At 56.9% G+C, this 20,721-nt stretch carries 19 protein-coding genes and 2 tRNA genes; 15 read left to right on the forward strand and 6 right to left on the reverse strand.

The window, feature by feature from the left end; all coding sequences use genetic code 11:
* Positions 1 to 98: 98 nt before the first annotated feature.
* From D8M41_RS02905 to trmD, 6 genes are all read left to right on the forward strand, one after another.
* Complete coding sequence (locus D8M41_RS02905) at positions 99 to 2,594, forward strand: hypothetical protein (protein WP_126926356.1); 2,496 nt, start codon at positions 99 to 101, stop codon at positions 2,592 to 2,594.
* A 17-nt stretch (positions 2,595 to 2,611) separates the two neighbouring features.
* A complete protein-coding gene (locus D8M41_RS02910) occupies positions 2,612 to 3,103 on the forward strand; it encodes an NUDIX domain-containing protein (RefSeq protein ID WP_126926357.1) in 492 nt (163 codons plus the stop codon).
* 255 nt (positions 3,104 to 3,358) lie between these two features.
* On the forward strand, positions 3,359 to 3,793 hold the full coding sequence (rpsP, locus tag D8M41_RS02915) for a 30S ribosomal protein S16 (protein WP_006887964.1): 435 nt from the start codon (positions 3,359 to 3,361) through the stop codon (positions 3,791 to 3,793).
* Positions 3,794 to 3,795: 2 nt separating this feature from the next.
* Positions 3,796 to 4,041, forward strand: coding sequence for an RNA-binding protein (locus D8M41_RS02920; RefSeq protein ID WP_006887976.1), 246 nt, complete (start codon positions 3,796 to 3,798; stop codon positions 4,039 to 4,041).
* 149 nt (positions 4,042 to 4,190) lie between these two features.
* Complete coding sequence (gene rimM / locus D8M41_RS02925; RefSeq protein ID WP_126926358.1) at positions 4,191 to 4,811, forward strand: ribosome maturation factor RimM; 621 nt, start codon at positions 4,191 to 4,193, stop codon at positions 4,809 to 4,811.
* Complete coding sequence (trmD, locus tag D8M41_RS02930) at positions 4,811 to 5,722, forward strand: tRNA (guanosine(37)-N1)-methyltransferase TrmD (protein ID WP_126926359.1); 912 nt, start codon at positions 4,811 to 4,813, stop codon at positions 5,720 to 5,722. The genes rimM and trmD overlap by 1 nt, the downstream gene beginning before the upstream one ends.
* A 24-nt stretch (positions 5,723 to 5,746) precedes the next feature.
* Here the strand turns inward: trmD and D8M41_RS02935 are convergent, their stop codons facing one another.
* Positions 5,747 to 6,385, reverse strand: a complete 639-nt coding sequence (locus D8M41_RS02935; RefSeq protein WP_126926360.1) for a hypothetical protein — start codon at positions 6,383 to 6,385, stop codon at positions 5,747 to 5,749.
* A gap of 14 nt (positions 6,386 to 6,399) precedes the next feature.
* On the reverse strand, positions 6,400 to 6,993 hold the full coding sequence (locus D8M41_RS02940) for an MmcQ/YjbR family DNA-binding protein (RefSeq protein WP_238693456.1): 594 nt from the start codon (positions 6,991 to 6,993) through the stop codon (positions 6,400 to 6,402).
* 1 nt (position 6,994) lies between these two features.
* On the opposite strand from D8M41_RS02940, the gene ettA reads away from it, so the two are divergent.
* Positions 6,995 to 8,674 (forward strand): energy-dependent translational throttle protein EttA, encoded by a 1,680-nt coding sequence (ettA, locus tag D8M41_RS02945; protein ID WP_048755266.1) that lies wholly within the window; start codon positions 6,995 to 6,997, stop codon positions 8,672 to 8,674.
* A gap of 242 nt (positions 8,675 to 8,916) precedes the next feature.
* On the forward strand, positions 8,917 to 9,492 hold the full coding sequence (locus D8M41_RS02950; protein WP_048751473.1) for an HdeD family acid-resistance protein: 576 nt from the start codon (positions 8,917 to 8,919) through the stop codon (positions 9,490 to 9,492).
* 135 nt (positions 9,493 to 9,627) lie between these two features.
* On the opposite strand, the gene D8M41_RS02955 is transcribed toward D8M41_RS02950, so the two are convergent.
* Positions 9,628 to 10,524, reverse strand: coding sequence for an acyl-CoA thioesterase (locus D8M41_RS02955; protein WP_126926361.1), 897 nt, complete (start codon positions 10,522 to 10,524; stop codon positions 9,628 to 9,630).
* Between the two features lie 34 nt (positions 10,525 to 10,558).
* Here D8M41_RS02955 and D8M41_RS02960 point away from each other — a divergent pair, with 34 nt between their 5' ends.
* Genes D8M41_RS02960 through D8M41_RS02970 form a run of 3 tightly spaced genes read left to right on the forward strand, consistent with a single transcriptional unit; the run spans position 10,559 to position 12,431 of the window.
* The gene (locus D8M41_RS02960; RefSeq protein ID WP_048755268.1) at positions 10,559 to 11,434 is read left to right on the forward strand and encodes a hypothetical protein; all 876 of its coding nucleotides are present in this window, start codon (positions 10,559 to 10,561) and stop codon (positions 11,432 to 11,434) included.
* Positions 11,431 to 11,898 carry a globin domain-containing protein gene (locus D8M41_RS02965; RefSeq protein ID WP_037230995.1) on the forward strand — a complete coding sequence of 156 codons (468 nt, stop codon included), beginning with the start codon at positions 11,431 to 11,433 and terminating at the stop codon, positions 11,896 to 11,898. Before D8M41_RS02960 ends, D8M41_RS02965 begins: the two co-directional genes overlap by 4 nt.
* Positions 11,899 to 11,945: 47 nt before the next feature.
* Positions 11,946 to 12,431, forward strand: a complete 486-nt coding sequence (locus tag D8M41_RS02970; RefSeq protein WP_126926362.1) for a GNAT family N-acetyltransferase — start codon at positions 11,946 to 11,948, stop codon at positions 12,429 to 12,431.
* Positions 12,432 to 12,517: 86 nt separating this feature from the next.
* Here D8M41_RS02970 and D8M41_RS02975 read toward each other — a convergent pair whose 3' ends face one another.
* Positions 12,518 to 15,376 carry a class I SAM-dependent DNA methyltransferase gene (locus tag D8M41_RS02975; protein WP_126926363.1) on the reverse strand — a complete coding sequence of 953 codons (2,859 nt, stop codon included), beginning with the start codon at positions 15,374 to 15,376 and terminating at the stop codon, positions 12,518 to 12,520.
* Between the two features lie 245 nt (positions 15,377 to 15,621).
* On the reverse strand, positions 15,622 to 18,171 hold the full coding sequence (pepN, locus tag D8M41_RS02980) for an aminopeptidase N (protein ID WP_126926364.1): 2,550 nt from the start codon (positions 18,169 to 18,171) through the stop codon (positions 15,622 to 15,624).
* A gap of 344 nt (positions 18,172 to 18,515) precedes the next feature.
* On the opposite strand from pepN, the gene D8M41_RS02985 reads away from it, so the two are divergent.
* From D8M41_RS02985 to D8M41_RS02995, 3 genes are all read left to right on the forward strand, one after another.
* Positions 18,516 to 19,004 (forward strand): ribose-5-phosphate isomerase, encoded by a 489-nt coding sequence (locus tag D8M41_RS02985; protein WP_126926365.1) that lies wholly within the window; start codon positions 18,516 to 18,518, stop codon positions 19,002 to 19,004.
* Positions 19,005 to 19,048: 44 nt separating this feature from the next.
* Positions 19,049 to 19,933, forward strand: a complete 885-nt coding sequence (locus D8M41_RS02990; protein ID WP_126926366.1) for an Fpg/Nei family DNA glycosylase — start codon at positions 19,049 to 19,051, stop codon at positions 19,931 to 19,933.
* 74 nt (positions 19,934 to 20,007) lie between these two features.
* Positions 20,008 to 20,078, forward strand: a tRNA-Gly gene (locus tag D8M41_RS02995).
* 173 nt (positions 20,079 to 20,251) lie between these two features.
* Here the strand turns inward: D8M41_RS02995 and D8M41_RS03000 are convergent.
* Positions 20,252 to 20,437: a hypothetical protein gene (locus D8M41_RS03000; protein ID WP_006887965.1), complete on the reverse strand. Its 186-nt coding sequence runs from the start codon at positions 20,435 to 20,437 to the stop codon at positions 20,252 to 20,254.
* A gap of 200 nt (positions 20,438 to 20,637) precedes the next feature.
* Between D8M41_RS03000 and D8M41_RS03005 the strand changes: the two genes are divergently transcribed.
* Positions 20,638 to 20,712 (forward strand) — tRNA-Pro (locus D8M41_RS03005).
* Positions 20,713 to 20,721 lie beyond the last annotated feature (9 nt).

The raw sequence follows: 20,721 nt of genomic DNA on the forward strand, positions 1-20,721 counted from the left end.
CGCGGGCACGGTGCGCACCCCGTTCGGTCTAACGATTTAAGGGGTGAAGTCCAACAGGCCGGTGGAAAGCAATGCTGCAAGGAATGTAAGGAGTCCCCGTGTCGAGTGAAGACAAGCATAATTTTGGTGCCCCGGATACCCCGAGTGACTTCACCGTACCGCAGCGGGATGGTGATACATCCGAGCATGGCAGCGCGAAAGGCTTGGAGCCGGTATGGGTGCGGCTTTCTCTGGAATACGGTGAGAACACTCCGTCGATGGGCGAGGCCCAGGTGGTGTATTCAACTGTTTCGGGCCAGTTAGCTGACAGTGATGCTGCTGTGGCTGACAGCATTGTTGAGCTGATCCGTAAAGCGCAGCAGATGTACGCCACCCCGAATCAGGTGGAGGATACTGAGCGGCTGGATGAGCTGGCGAAGTCACTGGAAAATAGTGAGCTGACTTTTGAGAAGCTCAGCGAAATGTGGGCGGATTCTGATGCCGTCTCTGACGCTCATAACGGTGCAGCAGATGGTGCTGCTTCGCCCGGCGGCGCGGAGGAACGGACTCAACCGTTGCAGGATACGGGGGAGTTTACCGTAGAGGTTCGCCCGATGCCTTCATCAGATAGCACTGTGCCGGGGAAAAACCAGCGTAAAGCCGGTACTTCTGAGGTGCGTTTGGGTCTTGAAAATATTATTGACCCTGCCCAGGAAGAGGAGCTGCACCGGCGCCGGGTGCTTGCACGCGGTGCCTCCCATGATGATATTGTGCAGAAGCTTATTGCGCTCACCGGTGAGCGGCCTGAGCTTGTGGCCTACGAACTGGGCGAGACCGAGGTGCAGGTGTATGTGCTGTGCGGTGTTGACAGCGACGGGTATTTAAACGTTTTTCAGCTGCGCCCCGAGCAGCAGGCCCGCACCGGCAGCGTTTTTGCCGTGGGTGAGCCCCTTGAGGACTATGTGGCCTGGCTGGTTGATCAGCTTCCTGTTACAGGTGCTGCACTTGAGGACTCGCCAACTATCTGGGTGCCCCTATTTGGGGGTGCCGATGAGCTGGAGTTTTTGACGGATGCTGATGCGGCGGCCCTGCTGGATGTTGATATTGATGTGCTGACCGCCTTGCTGTTAACGCGCGGTGAACGGCAGTTCGCGGTGGCCCCTGCCGGGGCTTGGACCCTGGTTGCGGGTATGCCCGATGACCTGTTGGCGCTCATTGATGATGTGCAGTGCACAGCCCTTGTCGCGGAGGGTAACGAGAACCAGCAGCATCTGGTGGTTATTGTGCCTCCTGAGGAGCCGGATTCCTTGGATGAGGATCCTACGGATGCCGCATCGTTGAATGATTGGGTGCAGAGTGTGCTTGGGGTTCCTACGGACCCTGAGGTTATGCTTCTTGAACTGCGGTGGCAGGGCGTGCCGAAGCAGCTGACTCGTCCCATATCTGATGAGCAGAGGCAGGCGTGCGGGGCTGAGCTCGCGGATGTGCTGTTGGATCTTCCCGGTATGCCGCTGGAGTCGGCTGAGACGCGTGATGCGAGGGAACGTTCGGTGGAGGTGCTGGCTGACCTGTTTGGGGTGACGGGGCAGCAGAAGCGCCGGTTGGCTTCTTATGTTCATGATGTGAAGAACACTCTTGCCTTGGAGTCGGTGCTTCAGCTGTTGGGGCTGCCGGTTGAGCTGGCTGATGTTCCGGGGCGGCGCATTGAGGTTTCGTCCATTAGTACGGCCCGTATTTTTGGTGAGGATGAGTCCACGCTGGCGAGTCCGCTGGATCGTTCGTATCGCTTGGTGGCAACTGACCGTCAGGTGAATCTTGAGCAGTGGCTTGATGTGATGGCTACCGGCAGGATCCCGTTCGACTTCACCCATCTGCCGCCTAAGGAAAGCGCATTAAACCGGTGGATGCGTGGCGGGCTTCGTGGAGCGTTCTCATTCGGGTCAGCTGCTGAGGAGCCGGTGAATGGTGTTTCGGCGTCGGTGGTGGCCCGGCGGGGCGCACAGGCCGCTCCGGATGCTCCACCGGCAGAGACCACGGCGCGCAGCGGCCGGAGCACGCAGGAGCAGGAGCCCAGCAGTGTTCCGGGGCAGCAGGGTTCGGGTGTTACCGGGGGCGGGGCACCTGCCGCTGACCCGGCGGATGTGCTGCGTACCCGTATTTTTCGTGCTGATGGCACAGTGCAGCTGGGGCTCTCAGCGTTCTTCATTGCCTTAGCCCGTCGCCGCCGTGCCGCGGGGCGGGGCGCGATTGTGCCGACGGCTTTGGCGTCGCTTTTTGCGATGGGCGGTACCGCTGAGGTCCTGTTAGCTCCCCGGCTGGCACGCTTGCTGAGGCAGACCCCGGTGGGTTCTAAAACACCCGCCGGGAAACAGCCCGTGCAGGGGGAGGTAGTACGCGCCTCCTCACCAGAGAGTGACGGCTCTGCCGCTTCCCTCGGACAGGGCGCGGCGGGTGAACGCGAGCCGCAGGCTCCGGCCAAACGTACTTTAATTGATGACCTGGTGGAGAGTAACCGCATCCCGGCGGTGCGGGGCAGCTACAGCTCAGCGGCGGGGCAGCGTTCCCGGTTGGGGGCCCGCCTGCGCCGTGCGAGCCAACGTTTTTTCGGCCTGTAGAGTGGTAAGGAGCGCCCGTGAAGGATTCGTATTTAAGCCGTGAGGAGCTGATCAAGTTCATTGCGACCTTACCCACACGGCGTTTAGCGGCGGGCGCGGTCATCCGCAACGAGCACGGTGAGCTTCTGCTGGTGCAGCCCAACTATAAGGACGGGTGGATTTTGCCCGGTGGCACCATTGAGGCCGGGGAGGCCCCTAAACCGGGGTGTTTCCGTGAGGTGGAGGAAGAGCTGGGTCTGCGTCTTGCCCCGGGGCGTCTTCTGCTGGTTTTTCACGGTTTGGCGAGAGGCGTGTGGGGAGACTCTACCTACTACATGTACGATGCTGGTGTGATCGCTAAGAACACCCCGGTAACCTTGCAAACGGAGGAGCTGATCACCTACGAGTGGGTAGCGCCGGAACAGCTGCGGGAGTATGTGAATCTGGGTTTCGCGGAGCGGCTGCATGATTGTCTGAGGGCGCTGAGAACCGGTGAGGTGGTTGAGATGAGCTCAGATGAGCGGCCTTAAACCTGTCCCGGTGTGTTGTCACTAATGTTCCCCATAGCGTGCTGCAGCACATGAGGCGGGCACTGGCTGAGACACTGATGGGGCGCCTCTACTGGCTTAAATGCTGCGGGTTTGTTACCCTATCTGAGTACCCGGCGTGCGCGGCCCCTCTCTCCGCGTGTCGTTGTGTCCATTAGGAGCCACGTGGACGGCCCGCCCCACGGGAGCGAGAAGCGCGGTTCCGCACCAAGTATTGAAACAGGAGTAACCACAAAAGTGGCTGTTAAAATTCGTCTCAAGCGTATGGGTAAGATCCGCGATCCTCGCTACCGTGTTGTGATCGCGGATTCGCGTGTGAAGCGTGACGGTAAGACCATTGAAGAGATCGGTATTTACCACCCGACTGAGCAGCCTTCGCGTATCGAGATTAACTCTGAGCGTGCACAGTACTGGCTTTCCGTTGGCGCGCAGCCGACCGAGCAGGTGCTGGCTCTGCTGAAGCTCTCAGGTGACTGGGCAGCGTTCAAGGGTGAGAAGGCTGAGAACAAGGTGAAGCCGGTTGAGCCTAAGCCCGAGTTCGTTGTTCCGCAGAAGGGCTCCGTCATTCTGCCTGAGGCTATTACCCCCAAGGCTGAGAAGGCTGAGGAAGAAACCTCTGAAGCAGCTGGCGAGACCGCTGAAGCTGAGGCTACCGAGGAAGCGGCTGAGTAATCGTGTTGGCTGACGCGCTCGAACACCTGGTTCGTGGGATTGTTGAACACCCGGATGATGTGAAGGTGCGTGTGCGCCAGCAGCGGTACCGGGAGACCCTGCAGGTGCGAGTCCACCCCGAGGATTTGGGGCGGGTGATCGGCCGTTCGGGCCGTACCGCTAAGAGCATCCGCACCGTTATGGATGCGATCTCTGATGGTTCTCAGGTTCGTATCGATATCGTCGACACTGATAAAAAACGCAAGTAAAACCTCTGCTGAGAATCCCGTCACCTTTTACGGTGGCGGGATTCTTACGTGCGGCCCTAAACTTTTGGGTGAGGGACACTTTTCGTAAGGTAAGCAATGTAAAATAAGTGTCTAGTACCAGCGCGGTGTGTAGAAGTTTGAGGAGTTTCATGCAGGTTTTGGTTGCGCGTATCGGCAAACCGCACGGTATTCGTGGTGAGGTCACGGTTGAGCTGTTTACTGATGCCCCTGAAGAACGATTCTCTCGCGGCGAGGTGCTCCACATTGACGGGTTCACCCACGGTACTGTCGCCGCAACCGTAGCCCCAGCAGGGGCTTTGACAGTCGCCTCAGCCCGCTGGAATAAGAAAATTCTGGTGGTGCGTTTTGAGGAGATCACCACCCGTAACCATGCTGAGGATCTGCGGAACACCCTTCTGATGTTTGAGGTTCCCGAAGACGTGAACAGCGAAGAAGAAGGGTTCTATGAGCATCAGCTGCTAGAGCTGCCCGTGTTCTTACTGGAGGATGTTCCTGATGGGGAAATCCCCAACAATAACCCTGCTGTGGGGGAGCCGCTGGGCACGGTGATTGGTTTGCAGACGATGCCGGTGCAGGATCTGTTACTGGTTAAGCTGTCCCCGGCTTATGGCGGTCAGGAGATTATGGTCCCGTTTGTTGATGAGATTGTGCCCGAGGTGGTGCCAGCTGAAGGGGACGAGCCGGGTTTTGTGCTGCTGAGCCCCCCGGAGGGTCTGATTGAGCTGAGCACCCCGTTGAAAGGGAAGTAGTGCGGTTCGACGTTCTTAGTATTTTCCCGGAGTACCTGGCTCCTCTTGAACTTTCTCTTATCGGTAAAGCGCGTGAAGACGGGCTGCTGAGTCTGAACACGGTGAACCTGCGCGATTACACGTTTGATCGGCACCGCACCGTGGACGACACCCCCTATGGTGGGGGTGCGGGCATGGTTATGAAACCCGAACCGTGGGGTTTGGCCTTGGATGCCGTCCTTGCTTCCTCCCCGCATCAGGGCAACGAACCCGCCCCAGCGGACACTGCTGGTGCGGTTGCTGAGGGTGCACCCGGTACGGAAGACGCTTCCGGCAGTGATGAGGTTCCGCTGCTGCCCGCGCCGCAGCACGTTCCCGAACCCGATGGGCGTCCGCTGCTGGTGGTGCCTTCACCGGCAGGTGCCGTGTTTAACCAGGAGATGGCCTACGAATTCGCCGCCGAACAGCACATTGTTTTTGCGTGCGGGCGGTATGAGGGGATTGACGAGCGGGTGCTGCTGTGGGCGAGTGAGCGTTTTCGTATGATGCCCGTCTCTATTGGCGACTATGTGCTCAACGGTGGTGAGGTTGCGGTCATGGCGATGATTGAAGCGACCGCACGCCTGATCCCAGGAGTGATCGGCAACCCCGAGTCGCTGACCGAAGAATCGCATACGGGCGGGCTGCTGGAGTACCCGGTGTTCACAAAACCTGCCTCGTGGCGTGGGTTCCAGGTGCCGCCGGTGCTTCTTTCCGGCAACCACGGTGCGGTGGCGCGGTGGCGGCGGGAGAGACAGATTGAGCGTACGATGGCGCGCCGCCCGGATTTATTCGCAGCGTACCCCACCCAGCAGTGGGATAAGAAAGACCGCCGTTTTCTGGCTGAGCGCGGTGTTCACTTCCCGAAACCGAACACACAAGACCCCAAGTAGCAGCTGCTCATATGGCCTGCTGTGTTACGGGGTGAAACGCCTAAAACTGAGGATGTCCTGCACCTCGGCGTGGCCCTGTACCCAGTAGATTTTACTGGGTGCACCAGGGTCCTGCGTCGGGGTGTACTTCTTCCCCAACGCGCGGGATAGCGAACCGCGCATTGAGTGTGAGAGCGGCCTGAAAGTGCTGGTATTTTCGTATCGGGCGAGGTCTATCGGTTCGGGCTCATCTAGTTCTCGTACATTGGCGAGCGCGAGCATCCTGTCATGAAGACTACCGTGCCGTTGAGCTGTAAAACCCGCCTCGCACCAGGCATCTCGTAGCGGTGAAGGCTCCAGTGCGGGCAGGTCATTCGGTGGGTTCCCCTCATATGTGGCGGGTGCCGGGGTGATGGGAAGGTCGGGGGCACGGTAGATCATCAGCATACGCAGCCGCCTGCCGCGCTCGCGGACCTGGCGCACCGCTTCCTGAATGTGGGCCACGGTGTGATCCGGGCAGGTGAAACCCCAGGGGACAGCTGGGATGCTCAGCGCGTGCGCCCGCTGGAACATGTTTTCTTTCGCCCACACCACCCCGCCTGTGCGCCCATGCGCCACATGCGCATAGTTGTAATCAGCAGAAAGCTTCAGGAAAAGAACGGGATCGCTGGCAGGAATACACATGTGAGCTTGCCAAGTTAATGTTTTGCGGGAACCAGGCGCTCGCGGAATTCGATAGGGCGTTTTGCCTTGGGTAGGGCGTACATAATACGCAGGTAAGCGTCTTCAATGAGCTCTTCAAGAAGCTGGCGTGTAACGCCCTTGCCTGCGCCGACCGAAATCCAGTGCCGTTTATTCATATGCCACCCCGGAATAATGCTCGGGTACATGCGCTGCAGCACCTCGGATTCTTCGGGGTCGGTCTTCAGGTTCACGATCGGGTAGCCGATACCGTCCGTGTACATCGCAAAGATTTTGCCGCTAATGCGGTACACCGTATTACGTGGGCCGAAGGGCTGATCGGAGGTTGCCAACGGCATGGTAAGCGCAATCTGATTGACAACCTCATGGAGGTTTTCGGCGGTTATCTCGCGAGAATTCGGTGTACCCATACCTTCGAGTCTAATGGCTGCTGCAACGTAGTAAAAGCGTTCCGAACCATTGGCGGAGAAAACCGCACCTTCAAACCAGCCCGCATCCAGAAGAACCTTCGAAATCTGTAAGGAGCACACCCGTAAAATCTGCGGTAAAAACCGCGTGCGCATCCCAAAAATAGCGGTAGAATAGAACACTATGGCTGAATTTATTTACACGATGACCAAAGCCCGCAAAACTGTGGGTGATAAGGTCATTCTTAACGACGTTTCCATGTCGTTCTTCCCGGGCGCCAAGATTGGTATGGTTGGTCCCAACGGCGCCGGTAAGTCGACCATCCTGAAAATCATGGCTGGCTTGGATCAGCCCTCGAACGGCGAGGCACGCCTCTCACCCGAATACAGCGTAGGTATTCTGCTTCAGGAACCGCCGCTGAACGAAGAGAAAACCGTGCTCGGCAACGTCGAAGAAGGCGTGGGCGAGATCAAAGCGAAGCTGGACCGCTTCAACGAAATTTCCGCGCTCATGGCTGAACCTGACGCCGATTTTGATGCCCTCATGGAAGAAATGGGCAAGCTGCAGGAAGCTATCGACGCCGCAAACGCCTGGGACCTAGACTCCCAGCTGGAACAAGCGATGGAGGCGCTGCGCTGCCCGCCCGCCGATGCCCCCGTCACCCACCTTTCCGGCGGTGAGCGCCGCCGCGTGGCACTGTGCAAGCTCCTGCTGCAGAAACCAGACCTGCTGCTGCTGGATGAGCCCACCAACCACCTAGACGCAGAATCGGTGCTGTGGCTTGAGCAGCATCTGCAGTCCTACGAAGGTGCGGTCATTGCGATTACTCACGACCGCTACTTCCTAGACCACGTTGCCGAATGGATCGCCGAGGTTGACCGCGGCAACCTCTACCCTTACGAAGGCAACTACTCCACCTACCTTGAGAAGAAGCGTGCCCGCCTTGAAGTTCAGGGCAAGAAGGACGCGAAACTCGCTAAACGCCTGAACGAAGAGCTGGAGTGGGTGCGCTCAAACTCGAAGGGCCGGCAGGCGAAGTCGAAAGCACGTTTGGCACGTTACGAAGAGATGGCGGCCGAGGCTGAGAAGACCCGCAAACTCGATTTTGAAGAGATTCAGATTCCGCCGGGGCCGCGCCTGGGCAACCTGGTGATTGAGGCCGAGAACCTGCAGAAGGGTTTTGACGGGCGCTCGCTCATTAACGGTCTGTCGTTCTCGCTGCCGCGGAACGGCATTGTGGGTGTGATTGGCCCGAACGGTGTGGGTAAATCGACCCTGTTCAAGACCATCGTCGGTTTGGAAGAGCTTGACGGCGGCTCGCTCAAGGTCGGCGAAACCGTGAAGATCTCCTATGTCGATCAGAACCGCGCCAACATTGACCCCGAAAAGAGCCTGTGGGAGGTTGTCTCGGACGGTCTGGATTATATCCAGGTCGGCAATGTTGAGATGCCTTCGCGTGCCTATGTTTCGGCGTTCGGGTTCAAGGGGCCGGATCAGCAGAAGAAAGCGGGTGTGCTCTCCGGTGGTGAGCGTAACCGCCTGAATTTGGCGCTGACCCTCAAACAGGGCGGAAACCTGCTGCTGCTGGACGAGCCCACCAACGACCTTGATGTGGAAACCCTGGCGTCGCTTGAGAATGCTCTGCTGGAATTCCCTGGATGCGCCGTCGTCGTCTCCCACGACCGTTGGTTCCTCGACCGTGTGGCGACCCATATCCTCGCATGGGAAGGCACCGAAGAAAATCCGGATCAGTGGTACTGGTTCGAGGGTAACTTCGAGTCTTACGAGAAGAACAAGATCGAACGTCTGGGACCGGAAGCTGCGAAGCCGCACCGCGTGGTGCACCGCAAGCTTACTCGCTAGGGGTAGCTGATAGCTGTAGCCCCGCCTCCTGATGCTGTTATGACTCAGGAGGCGGGGCTTTGCTGTGCCTGATGGGGGGGGGGCATGATCCCGCTATCTCACGTGTTGCTCCGCTACGTGTTGGCTGTTCGTCGGTAGAAATAGTTCGCCCAGTGGTGACCGGTACATCATGGCGGAGTTCACATTCGTGGTTTATAATGGGTGCGTACTGTTGATGTATTTCATAAGAAGGAGAGTGCATCATGCTCTCAAAATATAACTGGACGTCCTTGGTCACCGGTCTGTTGCTGATTGCAGCGGCAATCTACATGTTCGCCGATCCCGCTACTCCGCTGGTAGTTCTGGGTTATGTGTTCTCCTTTGCGGTGCTGCTCGGTGGCGTGTTTGAAGTGGTGCGTTACTTCGGCACGCCAAAGCAGGCACGTACCGGCTGGGACCTGGTTGACGGCATCTTGACCGTGGTGGCTGGTCTGATTCTGCTGACTGCCTCGGTGGGTGCACAGGCAACCTACATCCCGATCGTTGTGGGCATATGGATGGTTGCATGGGCGCTGATTCGTCTGATGACCGCCCAGGAAATGAAACACCTAAACTATGCCGCTGGGAGCCACCTGCAGTTCTCTGCGATTGGTTCCCTGATTCTGGGCTTCCTCGTGCTGCTGTTCCCGATGATCTTCGGCGTGGCGGCAGTATGGATGGCAGCCCTGGGGCTTCTGGTGACCGGTCTGGTGTTCGTGGGTGACTTCTTCGTTTCCCGCCGCACCAAGAGCACCGTGCATATTTCCCCGGACGGTGCGATTGACGTCGAAGCTAGATAAGAGCTTCCTAACGGCTTCTAGACCGTACACTAGAACATAGGAGAGACCGTGTGAGACAACCACCTCACACGGTCTTTCTGTATGCTTTGACGCTCCGAGCTGTCGCTGTACCGGAGCCCTAACGGCGCCCGAGCTTTAGCGATATTCGGGCAGGCGGAACATCATTTCCTGCGCCACGGTCGCCACCAGCTCACCGGAACGATTGAAAATCGAACCCTGCGAGAGCATCCTGCCACCCTGCGCGCTGGGGGAATCCAGCACGTACAGCAGCCACTCATCGGCACGCGCCGAACGGTGGAACCACATCGCGTGATCCAGCGAAGCGCTCTTCAGCCCCGGCTCCAGCCAAAACTTGCCGTGCCTGCGCAGCGCTGGTTCTAGGGGAAGATAATCCGAAGCATACGCAATTGCCGCCCGATGCATCGCATCCGAAACCGGGGCGCCGGAAGCATCAATCAGCGGATCGAAAGTCTTAAACCACACCGTGGCAACCGGTTTCTGCGAGCTTGAATCCGGGGCCGTATACAGGTGCGGGCTCACATACCGAATATCAATTGGGCGTTCCCATGCAACAGCCTGCGCTACCGGATGCGCCACCTCGCCAATGTAGTCGCTCACGCTCGGGAGCCCCTCAGGATCGGGAACCTGCGGCATCTCAACAGCCGTATGCTCGGGGCCGCGACCGGGCTTCTGGAATGATGCAATCGCAGAGAAAATGGGAATATCGTCCTGAAGCGCCTGAACCCGGCGAGTCGCAAAAGAACGCCCATTATTGAGCCGTTGTGAGGTAAAAATAAGCTCTTTCGTAATGTCACCGGGATGCAAAAAATATGCATGAATCGAATGCAGCACCTTATCGCTAACAGTATTATCAGCCGCCATAATGGCCTGAGCGAGCACCTGCCCGCCATAAGTGCGCGGGGTCTCGCGTGTTAGCGTCACAGCGGTAAAAGCGTCGTCACCGCCCACCGACTCAGCGGGGGTAAGGTTCAGCATGGTCATCAAGTTCTGGGTGGGGGTGGGCTTCGTCATTCTTTAATTCTGACACGAAGGGGTAAAGTTGAGGATGATTTATCGAAGAAAATATGCGAGCGAGAGGCAAAACATGACCGATGACCTGCACACACCCGACGCGGCATCTCTGCCAGAACCGGAACCGCAAGAACCTCCACGCTCAGCCACAACCAACACCCGGCGTATAGACCTCAAATACAATCCGCACGAAGGCATCGACGAACCCTATCTTATCTTCCCCAACAACCAGCAAGGTATAGCCGCCGCTGCCGACCTCAGCACCTATATTTCACGCGCACGTTCCCTCGATACCCAAGCGGCAATACGACTTACCGCCCGCGGGAGCGTGCTCGCCGTTTTCGCATGCTCTCTCGCCCCCGAAACCATGCTGGATAACACCCCCACCATTCTGGGGATGCGAGCCCTCAACCTCGCAAAGCCATCAACCCTTGATATTGTGGTAGATTCAGCCGCCCTGCTCGAACGCCTGGCGCGCATTGAAGAATCCGAGATGGTGCTGTATCTGCCGCCCGTCACCGTACACACTGAATGGGCTGGGAAAGCCGCACCCCTGCAAGGATGGGAAAAACTAGGAACTATTGACGCCGACGAGTTCCGCCGCGCCAGCCGTGAAGGACTTGCCGCCGTCGAAAAAGCACTCCCCGAAAACCCCGGTGCCGCAGTGCTCACCACCGTGCGAACCCGCATCTGGTCATCTCCCATGGTGCTTAAGCACCTACCGGAGTTTGACCGAACCCCTATACCTACAGGCGCAGCTTTCGCCCTGCAAGTCTTCGGATTCCTTCCCGAAACCTTCACCGGTGAGCTCGCTATATATGCCGCCCCTACTGGTTCCGACGGCTGGGTGCGCATCGCTGCCCCCGGCGGGCATGTGCTGGTGCGTTCGGGCTCGGGAGCGCTCGCATGAGTTATTCTGCGAATCAGCCGGGTGAGCAGGTCAGCATTTACGACCAGGTGGGTGGCGAGGAAACCTTCGATAAGCTCACCCGCAGGTTCTATGCGCTCGTGAAGGCCGACCCCGAGTTTTCCGCCATGTACCCGGATTTTGACCCGTTTCCGCCAGAGCACCTCACAGAGGAACAGACCGCCGAGATTGAAGCAAACGATACTGACCATTTCGATGCATCGGCGCGACGGCTGAAAATGTTCCTGATTCAGTACTTTGGCGGGCCCAGCACCTACCAGGAACAGCGAGGTCACCCGCGTTTGCGCATCCGGCATAACCCGTACCCGATCGGTGCGAAGGAACGCGATACCTGGCTGAAATATATGCGGCAGGCAATGGATACCCTCGATCTTCCCATGATGATTGATGCGACCATGTGGGACTATTTCGAGCGTGCGGCACGTGCCATACAGAACCGGGCATAGTTCAAGACAGCATTGCATTTCAGACGTCGCTTTTATAGGGTGTAACAATGCGTATTGTCTCTTACAGCCCTGCGTACCCGGAAGCTCTTCTGGATATTTCACTTCGCGCCTGGGGATCCGTTTTTCCGCGGATGCACAACGACGTCCCCGAGTTCGTTTATGATGCTTTCTATCCTCAGGGATGGCAGCAGCGACAGCTTAGCGATTTGAAGGAAGTATTCGATCAGGAACCTCAGAATGTGTCTGTTGCGATTGAGGGTGAGCACCCGGTCGCTTGGGTTTGCACACGTATTCACCCTGAGGATCAGATGGGTGAGATTTATGTGATTGCTGTCGATCCCGAGTACCAGCGGCGCGGCGTGGGGCAGCAGCTCATGGAGCACGCCTATGCGCTGAGTAAAGACGCCGGGATGCGCATGGTGATGGTCGAAACCGGCGGCGATTCGGGACACGCACCGGCCCGAGCGCTCTATGAGTCCGAAGGATTTGTTCGCTGGCCCGTTGCTCGGTATTTCAAGGATTTGAGCAAGTAGGCTAGTCTGCAGCCTGGCAGGGCGCGGGTATGAGAAAGCCCGGTGCGGGGAGGTAAACCCCGCACCGGGCTTAAGGCACTTATCAGTTATTCTGCTGTGAGTTCTGCGTAGCGGGCGAAGAGGATTTCGAGGCGTTTATTGTTGGATGCGCACAGCTTGGCGGCACCGAATGCCTTATCAACGTGGCGATCCAGTTCCTTATGCGCCTTCAATAGCTCAGAGTTCATCGCCAGCGGATTATACATATCTGCAAGCGAAACACGGCCACCGTGCTTTTCCGCGAGTGCCTCGCGAACTTCCAGAATTTTCTGCCCCGCCGCAATAATTTTAGAACGCAAATCCTCAGCTACTTCAGGAAGAGGAAGATTATTCCAAACAACAGTATTCGAGAAACTCAAATCAGATTTCAGGCGACCACCGACTGCTTTCTGCCAGGTAATGAACATAGAAGAACTAATAATGGCAAAGAGAAATCCGTCAGGATCAATAGCGGTATATACTTTATCTCCGGCGATAACTTCAGCGGGAAGATGCGCCACCGTATAAAAAGGGCGCGTTTCCGAAACTACACGGGGAATGCCGACATAGCTCGTATCTGGTTGTCTTATCTCTGTAAAAAGATGGGGTGTAGAAGCAAAATCTCGTGTTGCTTGTTTAGTACTTTTATCACGCATGATTCGAACAGCCTCAAGTCGAGTTTTAAGTACCGAGCTTTTCGCAATATCAGAGGGGATAACATTTTCAAGCCAGAGGCACCATCGATCAAGCCCGCGCACGAGTTCTTTTCCCATGCGGAAAGGCCGTAAATATTTAGCCGCTATAGGATCGCTTGAAACTTCGGCGTAATCTTTTTCTTCTATAACAAGATTCCCTCCATCAGTAGGCTGACTACCCCGAAGTACAGGAGGAATTTGCTGTGACAATGGCCTCGACCGTTTCTTCACTAAAATATTGGGGGCATCCAGAAGATAGGCATTAATACTTTTGACGTCTGCCGCTTCACGAGTCTGCTTCGCGTTCCAGTCATATTCAAATAGGCGTGGTTTATAGTCCTCAGACCGGGTGAACCCGGTAATTACGCAGTGTACCGCAGCCTGACCGGGTGCTTGAGAATCCCACGGGAACGTATGATACGCGAATTTAATGCGCCATCCTTCCCGAAAAATCGGGCCAAAAAGTGCCGGAACCGGTTGTCCTTGCGCAATAGAGTTAGTCGATACGAAAGCAAATTCGCCCTCAAATTCCTTGTCAAAGAACTGTACCGCTTTCCAGAACCAAGCGGTCACAAAATCCAGGTAGCCGTCATAATCTTTGCCCCACACCGTTTTCATAGCGGAAGTCTGCGCTTTAGACATCGTCCACTGTCCCAAAAACGGCGGGTTCCCAAATATAAAAACCTTGGTGGCTTCTGCCGGAATCATCTCACGCCAATTGGTGGTGAGAGCATCTGCATGCACAATATGAGCTACTGAGGTAATCGGCAAACGCGTGGGAACCTGGCCCAAAGCGCGCGCCAAGGCACGGTCAGCCTGAAACTCCGATAAGAACATGGCGACTTCCGCAATCCTTGAAGGCCACCAGTTAATCTCAATCCCGTGGAACTGCGAGATGGAAAGGCGCGTGCTCAAAGACGCATCCAGCGTAAAGCCACCCGACTCCTCAAGACGGTGAATCTCAGTGAGCACCCGGGTCTCAAGCTCACGCAGCTGCATATACGCAACCTGCAGGAAGTTCCCAGAACCGCACGCCGGATCCATAAAATGTATGCTCCCAAGCTCATCAAGGAACGCCGCAAGCCCGGCCCGCTTAGCCTTAGAACCCTTGGTGGAAGCAATCAGACTTTCTGCGCGGGCGCGCAAATCATCCAGAAAAAGCGGGTTAATGGTTTTAAGAATATTCTCTTCCGATGTGTAATGCTCACCTGCCGCGCGGCGCGCCTCACGCGACTTCACCAGCTGGAACATCGAGCCGAAAATAGCGGTTGAAATCTGCGACCAGTCAAAACCGCACGCAATCAACAGCTGTTCGCGCAGTTCACGCGTAAAATACTCGGTCGGGGTGCGCTCAGCAAACAGCGAACCGTTCACGTACGGGAACCGGGCCATTAGCTCAGGTACGTGTCGCATCCGCGAACGCTTAGCTTCGGGAGTGTCCAGGTACTCAAACAAGGCGTTAATCTGCGTTCCCAAGTCTGAACCGTCTTCGCGGGTATGTTTACGCAGAAAACGGGTGAAAAGATGCAGCTCCCAAATACCGGCGTCATCGCCAAACAGAAGGAAAAGAATACGGGTGAGGAACATTGAAGTTTCCTGCACGCGAAGGTCCTCATCTTCGGCATTCTGCGCGGCATCCTCACCAACAGGGGCATCAGCGTCGCCGAGCATCGCTTGGTAAAGATTTGCCATAATCTTTGAGGCCGCAATGGTGAGTTCCTGCTGCTCCTCAGCGCTAATGGCTTCTTCGCCCACCAGAAACTTCAAAGAATCATAACGATCCGGCAGCTGCTCAAGCGTGAATTCCTCCCGCTCGCCGGTGCGGCGGTTTACAAAAATGAAACGCTCAAAATCGCTCACCGCAAGGTAACGCGGCAGGTTCTCCTCAGGGATGCTTCCGCCATCTATATAGTCGCGAGCCTGATCGAGTGCTTCCTCAAGGTTTTTCCCTTCAGTTTTTTGCTCCACCAAAAGTACCGAAGGCCAAAACACATCAATACGACCGGGGTTACCGGTGCTTGCGCGGCGTGCGGGTCGCTCAAACTCGGCGACAGTGCCAGGTTTAATACCGAAACAGACCAGTAGCGAGTTCCAAAAAGTCTGGGTCTCGCTTATTTCAAAATTCTTTCTAGAAGCGCTCTTATGTTGGTTGAGTTTCTGCCGCCACTGGTGGGCGAAACGGTTTAACTCTCCCTGCACATGTGAACGATCATAGTATGTCGGCGCAGACATTATGCTCCTCTAAAAGGGGATAAAACTCTTTTATTATGGCAGATGTCTAGGAGGCTATCGGCGGGAACCGTTAATAGAATAGCGCGCATGTTAAACCCCTCACTCCCAGGTTTTTCTTCATGGAAGAGTGGGGGAGTGAGGGGTTTGCGTTGGTAACCCGTTATTTCTATGGCACCTTTTGGGGAAGAATATTTAGGCGTTTTCAGCCCCAAAATTTCTCTGCGAGAATGCCGGGTGTGTCAGGACTAAATATCAGCCGCTTGAACCTTCAAGGCACGAGCCACGCCGTCGCGTGCTTCCGCAATCTGCCGGCGCAGCGCCGCCGCGTCCTCAGGCAATGACGCCAAATAGGTTTCGGTGCGTTCCAGCAGTTCGGCGGTTGGCTCTGAGGGGTACATGCCGCTAATAATCTGCAAAGAAATCTCGTGCGAACGGGAACGCCACACGCCCTCAACCAGCTCAAAGTACGGCTCAATATACTGCTCGGTCAGTTCCTTCTCGCCAGCCTTAAAACCGGCAATGGCATACCGCTGGATCATGTTCGACAGTTCACCGGTCACCATGATCTTCTCCCAGTACTCTGCCTTAGCCTCGGCGGTGGGGAACGATGCGTACGCCTGCGCCGCGTACTGCTGGCCGTTTGCGGTGTTATCGCGCTCCAGCTCGGCCGCAATCTGCTCGCTGGTGGCCCGCCCGCCGGTTGCCAGGCGGCACAGCAGGTTCCACCGCAGGTCCGTATCAATTTCCAGGCCGTCGAGGGTGATCGACCCATCGAAGAGGCGCTGCACGTTCTCGTACTGTTCAGCGGTGCGGGTCTGGTTAACGAACGCCTGCACCAGTTGCAGCTGCGCATCCGAATCCGGTTCTGCCGCCTGCACCAGCTGCCACAGCCTGTCGGCTGCGTATTCGCGGGTCTCGTCCCTAAACTGGGGGTTCACGAACGTGCGTAGCGCCGTTGAGAGGCCCTGCAGCTGGGTGCGCATCGCCGTGGAGTTCGTCTCCTGCCCAATATTGTTCAGCACCAGCTCAACGTACTGGCGGGCGGGCATCTGCGCATCGCGCACAGTATCCCACAGGGAGCCCCACACCACGCCGCGCGCCACTGACGAATCAATGTCGCCCAGGTGCTTCACGGCGGTTTCGATGGAACGCTCATCCAGGCGCACCTTCGCGTACGCCAAATCTTCGTCATTCAGCAGCAGCAGATCGGGGCGTTTCTTCCCCACAGCTTCAGTAACCTCGGTTAGTTCCCCATCAATATCAAGCTCAATGCGGTCGGTGCGGGTCAGCTTGCCGTCTGTCAGGTTGTAGAAACCAATGACTGCACGGTGCGGGCGCAGGGTCTCAAACCCTTCAGCGTATGACTGGCGCACGCCCAGGGACGTAATGTTCCCTTCCGCATCGTCAGCAACCTCAACAGTGAGGGTGTTCACCCCGGCGGTTTCCAGCCACTTGGCGCTCCATGCGCGCACGTCCCGCCCCGAAGTTTTCTCAAGCTCAACCAGCAGGTCGTCCAGTACCGTGTTGCCCCAGGCGTGCTTGGTGAAATACTCTTTGAGGGCCGCCATGAAATTCTCCTGGCCAACCCACGCCACCATCTGCCGCAGCACCGAGGCGCCCTTCGCGTAGGTGATACCGTCAAAGTTCACCTGCACATCCTGCAGGTCACGGATTTCGGCCACGATCGGGTGGGTTGAGGAGAGCTGGTCCTGCCGGTACGCCCAGGTTTTCTCTGAGGCCGCGAACGTGGCCCAGGCTTCTTTCGCGTACCGGGTGTTTTCGGCTGCCGCCAGTGTAGACATGAACTCGGCAAACGACTCGTTCAGCCACAGGTCGTTCCACCACTGCATGGTCACCAAATCACCGAACCACATGTGCGCCAGCTCGTGCAGCACCGTAATGGCGCGGCGCTCACGCAGCGCCTCGGCCACCTTGGACCGGAAGACGTACGCCTCAAGGTAGGTCACGCACCCGGCGTTTTCCATTGCGCCAGCGTTGAACTCGGGGACGAACAGCTGATCGTACTTCTCAAACGGGTACGGGGTTTTGAACTGCTCTTCGTAGAACTCGAACCCTTGGCGGGTCAGCTCGAACACGTCGTCGGCGTCTACGAATGGCATGAGTGACTTACGGGCGTACACGCCCAGGGGGATGACGCGTCCCTCAGAGTTCGTGAGTTCGCTGGTGACTTTCTCGTACGGGCCAGCCACGATCGCCGTAATGTAGGAGGAGATACGCGGGGTCGGCTTGAAATACCAGGTTTGTGCCCGGCCGCACCCGCAGTCTTTCGGCACGATCTTCACCTCAGGCTGGTTAGAAACCACCACCCACGGTGCGGGTACGTGCACGATAAACTCGAACTCCGCTTTCAAATCCGGCTGCTCAAATACGGGGAACACACGGCGCGAGTCCGGTACCTCAAACTGCGAGTACAAGTACACCTCCCCGTCCACCGGATCCACAAACCGGTGCAGGCCCTCACCGGTGTTGGTGTAGAACATATCGGCGTCAATCACCAGTACGTTCTGCGCGGCAAGGTTCGGCAAGGTAATGCGCTCCCCGTCGGCTAGGCCGGTATCCAACTGTTCACCGTTCAGTTCAATCGAACGCACCGTGCTGGTGATAGCGTCAATGAACGTGGATGCGCCGGGTACCGCGTCAAAACGGATCTCGGTTTTACACGTAAAAACATCTTTGTCGCTGGGCAGGTCAAGCTCAATACGGTAGGTGTGCACGCGCTTAATGACTGTGGCACGCTCAATCGCTTCATCGCGGGTTAGGTTCAGGCCGGGCATAGGCTCCCTTTCTAAAAATGTATATGGTTTTGGTACCGTCATCACAGCTGTTAGCCCCGCAATGTCGCGGGTGTCAGCTGGTTATCTGGGGCGTGGGGGTACAGAGCCACGCAACAGTGCCTCAAACCACAATCTTACCGTATGCCCGGCGCGATAACACCCGAAAAACTGTTGCCCACAGGCCCGCCCATAAAAGCCCGTCTGCGGCATGTTGTCAGTTACAGGAATACCGCTGTATTCGCTACAGTTAATGAGGGCACACCCCGCACCTGCCAGCACCAGCGGCCTGGGGTGAGCATATCACCAGCAGCCCCGCCGGGCACACAATCATAGGAGAACCTCCCTTGCGCGTACACATCGCCACCGACCACGCCGGTCTGCAGCTGAGCCACTACCTGATTGAGAAACTCACCGCCGCAGGATACGAGATGATCGACCACGGCCCCACCGAATATGACCCGCTGGATGATTACCCCAGCTTCTGCATTAACGCGGCTCTCGCGGTGAAACGTGACCGTGACGCCGGGCTTGATTCTCTTGGCATTGTGCTTGGCGGCTCCGGTAACGGGGAGCAGATGGCTGCTAATAAGGTTGAAGGTATCCGCGCAGCCCTAGCCTGGAACCACAGTACGGCGGCGCTCGCACGCGATCATAATAATGCGCAAGTGGTTGCTGTGGGTGGGCGCCAGCATTCAACGGATGAGGCGTTGGAAATCATTAAAGTTTTCCTCAGCACCCCCTGGAGCGGAGAGGAACGCCACGCCCGTCGTATTGGGCAGCTTGGCGAGTATGAGCGGACCGGGAAGATCGCTGGCAAACATATTGACGAATAAATAAGTCCCGCCCCACTTTTGCCCCTACCGCTAAGGAGAAGCGCGTGCCTGAAGGCCACTCTATTCACCGTATAGCCCGCCAATTCAACGATGTGTTTACCGGGGAGTGGGTGCGTGTTACTAGCCCGCAGGGCCGCTACGCTGAAGGGGCTGCGCTGGTTGATGGGGCACGTATTGCCCAGGCGTTTGCGCACGGTAAGCATCTTTTTGTTGGGTTCGACAACGAATTGACGTTGAACGTGCACCTGGGGATTTATGGCAACTGGAGTTTTGGCGGGGACGAATCGTTCACAGGCGCCTCAAGTATTGGGGCGCCTCGCAAGATTGGTGAGAAAGAATACAGCGGTGGGGAGCACGCCGAGTATTCTGGCCCTCCTCAGCCAAAAGCAACTACTCGTTGCCGTATCGTCTCGGAGCATGGTTGGGCTGACCTTGTGGGCCCCACTGTTTGCCGTACTCTCACCCCGGACGAGGTTGCTGTGGTGCGTGGGAAGCTGGGGCCAGATCCGCTGAACGCTGATGCTGACCCGGGGCAGTTCTACCGTGCCGCCGCTAAAAGCAGCCGCCCGATCGGGGTGATTCTCATGGATCAGGCAGCTATTTCCGGGGTGGGTAATATTTTTCGTGCCGAATCGCTGTACCGCCAGAAAATTGACCCGTTACGCCCCGGGAAGACACTCAGTGATGATGAGCTGCGCCGCCTGTGGGACGATAATAAGCATCTGCTCACCATTGGTGTGCGTGTGGGTAGAATCATTACCACCGAGCAGCAGGATCGTCCCGGTATCCCTGAAACTGAGGCGTGGCCTGATCACGCAAACTATGTGTATATGCGCCACGGGCAGAAGTGCCCGCGATGCAGTGCCACCATCCGCATGGAAGAAATCGCCGGGCGTAAACTTTACTGGTGCCCTGGGTGCCAGAAATAACTCGTATGTTCGGGGTGGTTTTGGGTAGAACTTGACAGCTTCAAACATATGCCGCTAATCTAAGTGAGTTCTTTGGGGATGTAGCTTAATGGTAAAGCCTCAGTCTTCCAAACTGATGACGCGGGTTCGATTCCCGTCATCCCCTCACTCAAAGAGACCCAAAGGTTTTTACCTTTGGGTCTCTTTGTGCTTTGAGAAGTTAGGTTAAAAATTACCTGCCCCTGGCTTGGGGCAGGGACGAAGTCGCTGATTTTTGCTAACTTGCTGAAATAACCTGTGACAAGGGCTAATGCCGTTAACGTCAAAGAAGCGGGCGGGCTAGATCACTAGCCGTACCCCAAAATTTCCGGGTTCCAGCCCGGTGGCACGGGAGATAGCTTCTGTGGCTGCTAAAAGAATACCGCTAAAGTTAGTTGGCTGTCCGGCTGTTTCTAGCTCAGGCACGTCAACAACCCACCCGGTTCCTTCCCGGTGGGCAATAGCGTCATATGTTTTCAGGTTCATGCTTACCTCCGTGTCTTTATATATGCTAGGGCTGAGAGCCTCAAAACACAAGGTCTTAACGTGAGGTTTAATATAAAAACCGTTGTCAGCGGCCTGTTGGGGCCGCTGTGGCCGCTCAGGAACATAAATATGCGGCCCCTGTTAGGCATTTACCCAAATACCCGCTAAACTTGTGTGTTGGGTATGCGAAAAGTACCTTACGGGGCGTGGCGTAGCTTGGCTAACGCGCCTGCTTTGGGAGCAGGAGATCGCAGGTTCGAATCCTGTCGCCCCGACGGAAATAG

The organism is Rothia sp. HSID18069 (assembly GCF_003989155.1).
Classification (GTDB): domain Bacteria; phylum Actinomycetota; class Actinomycetes; order Actinomycetales; family Micrococcaceae; genus Rothia; species Rothia aeria.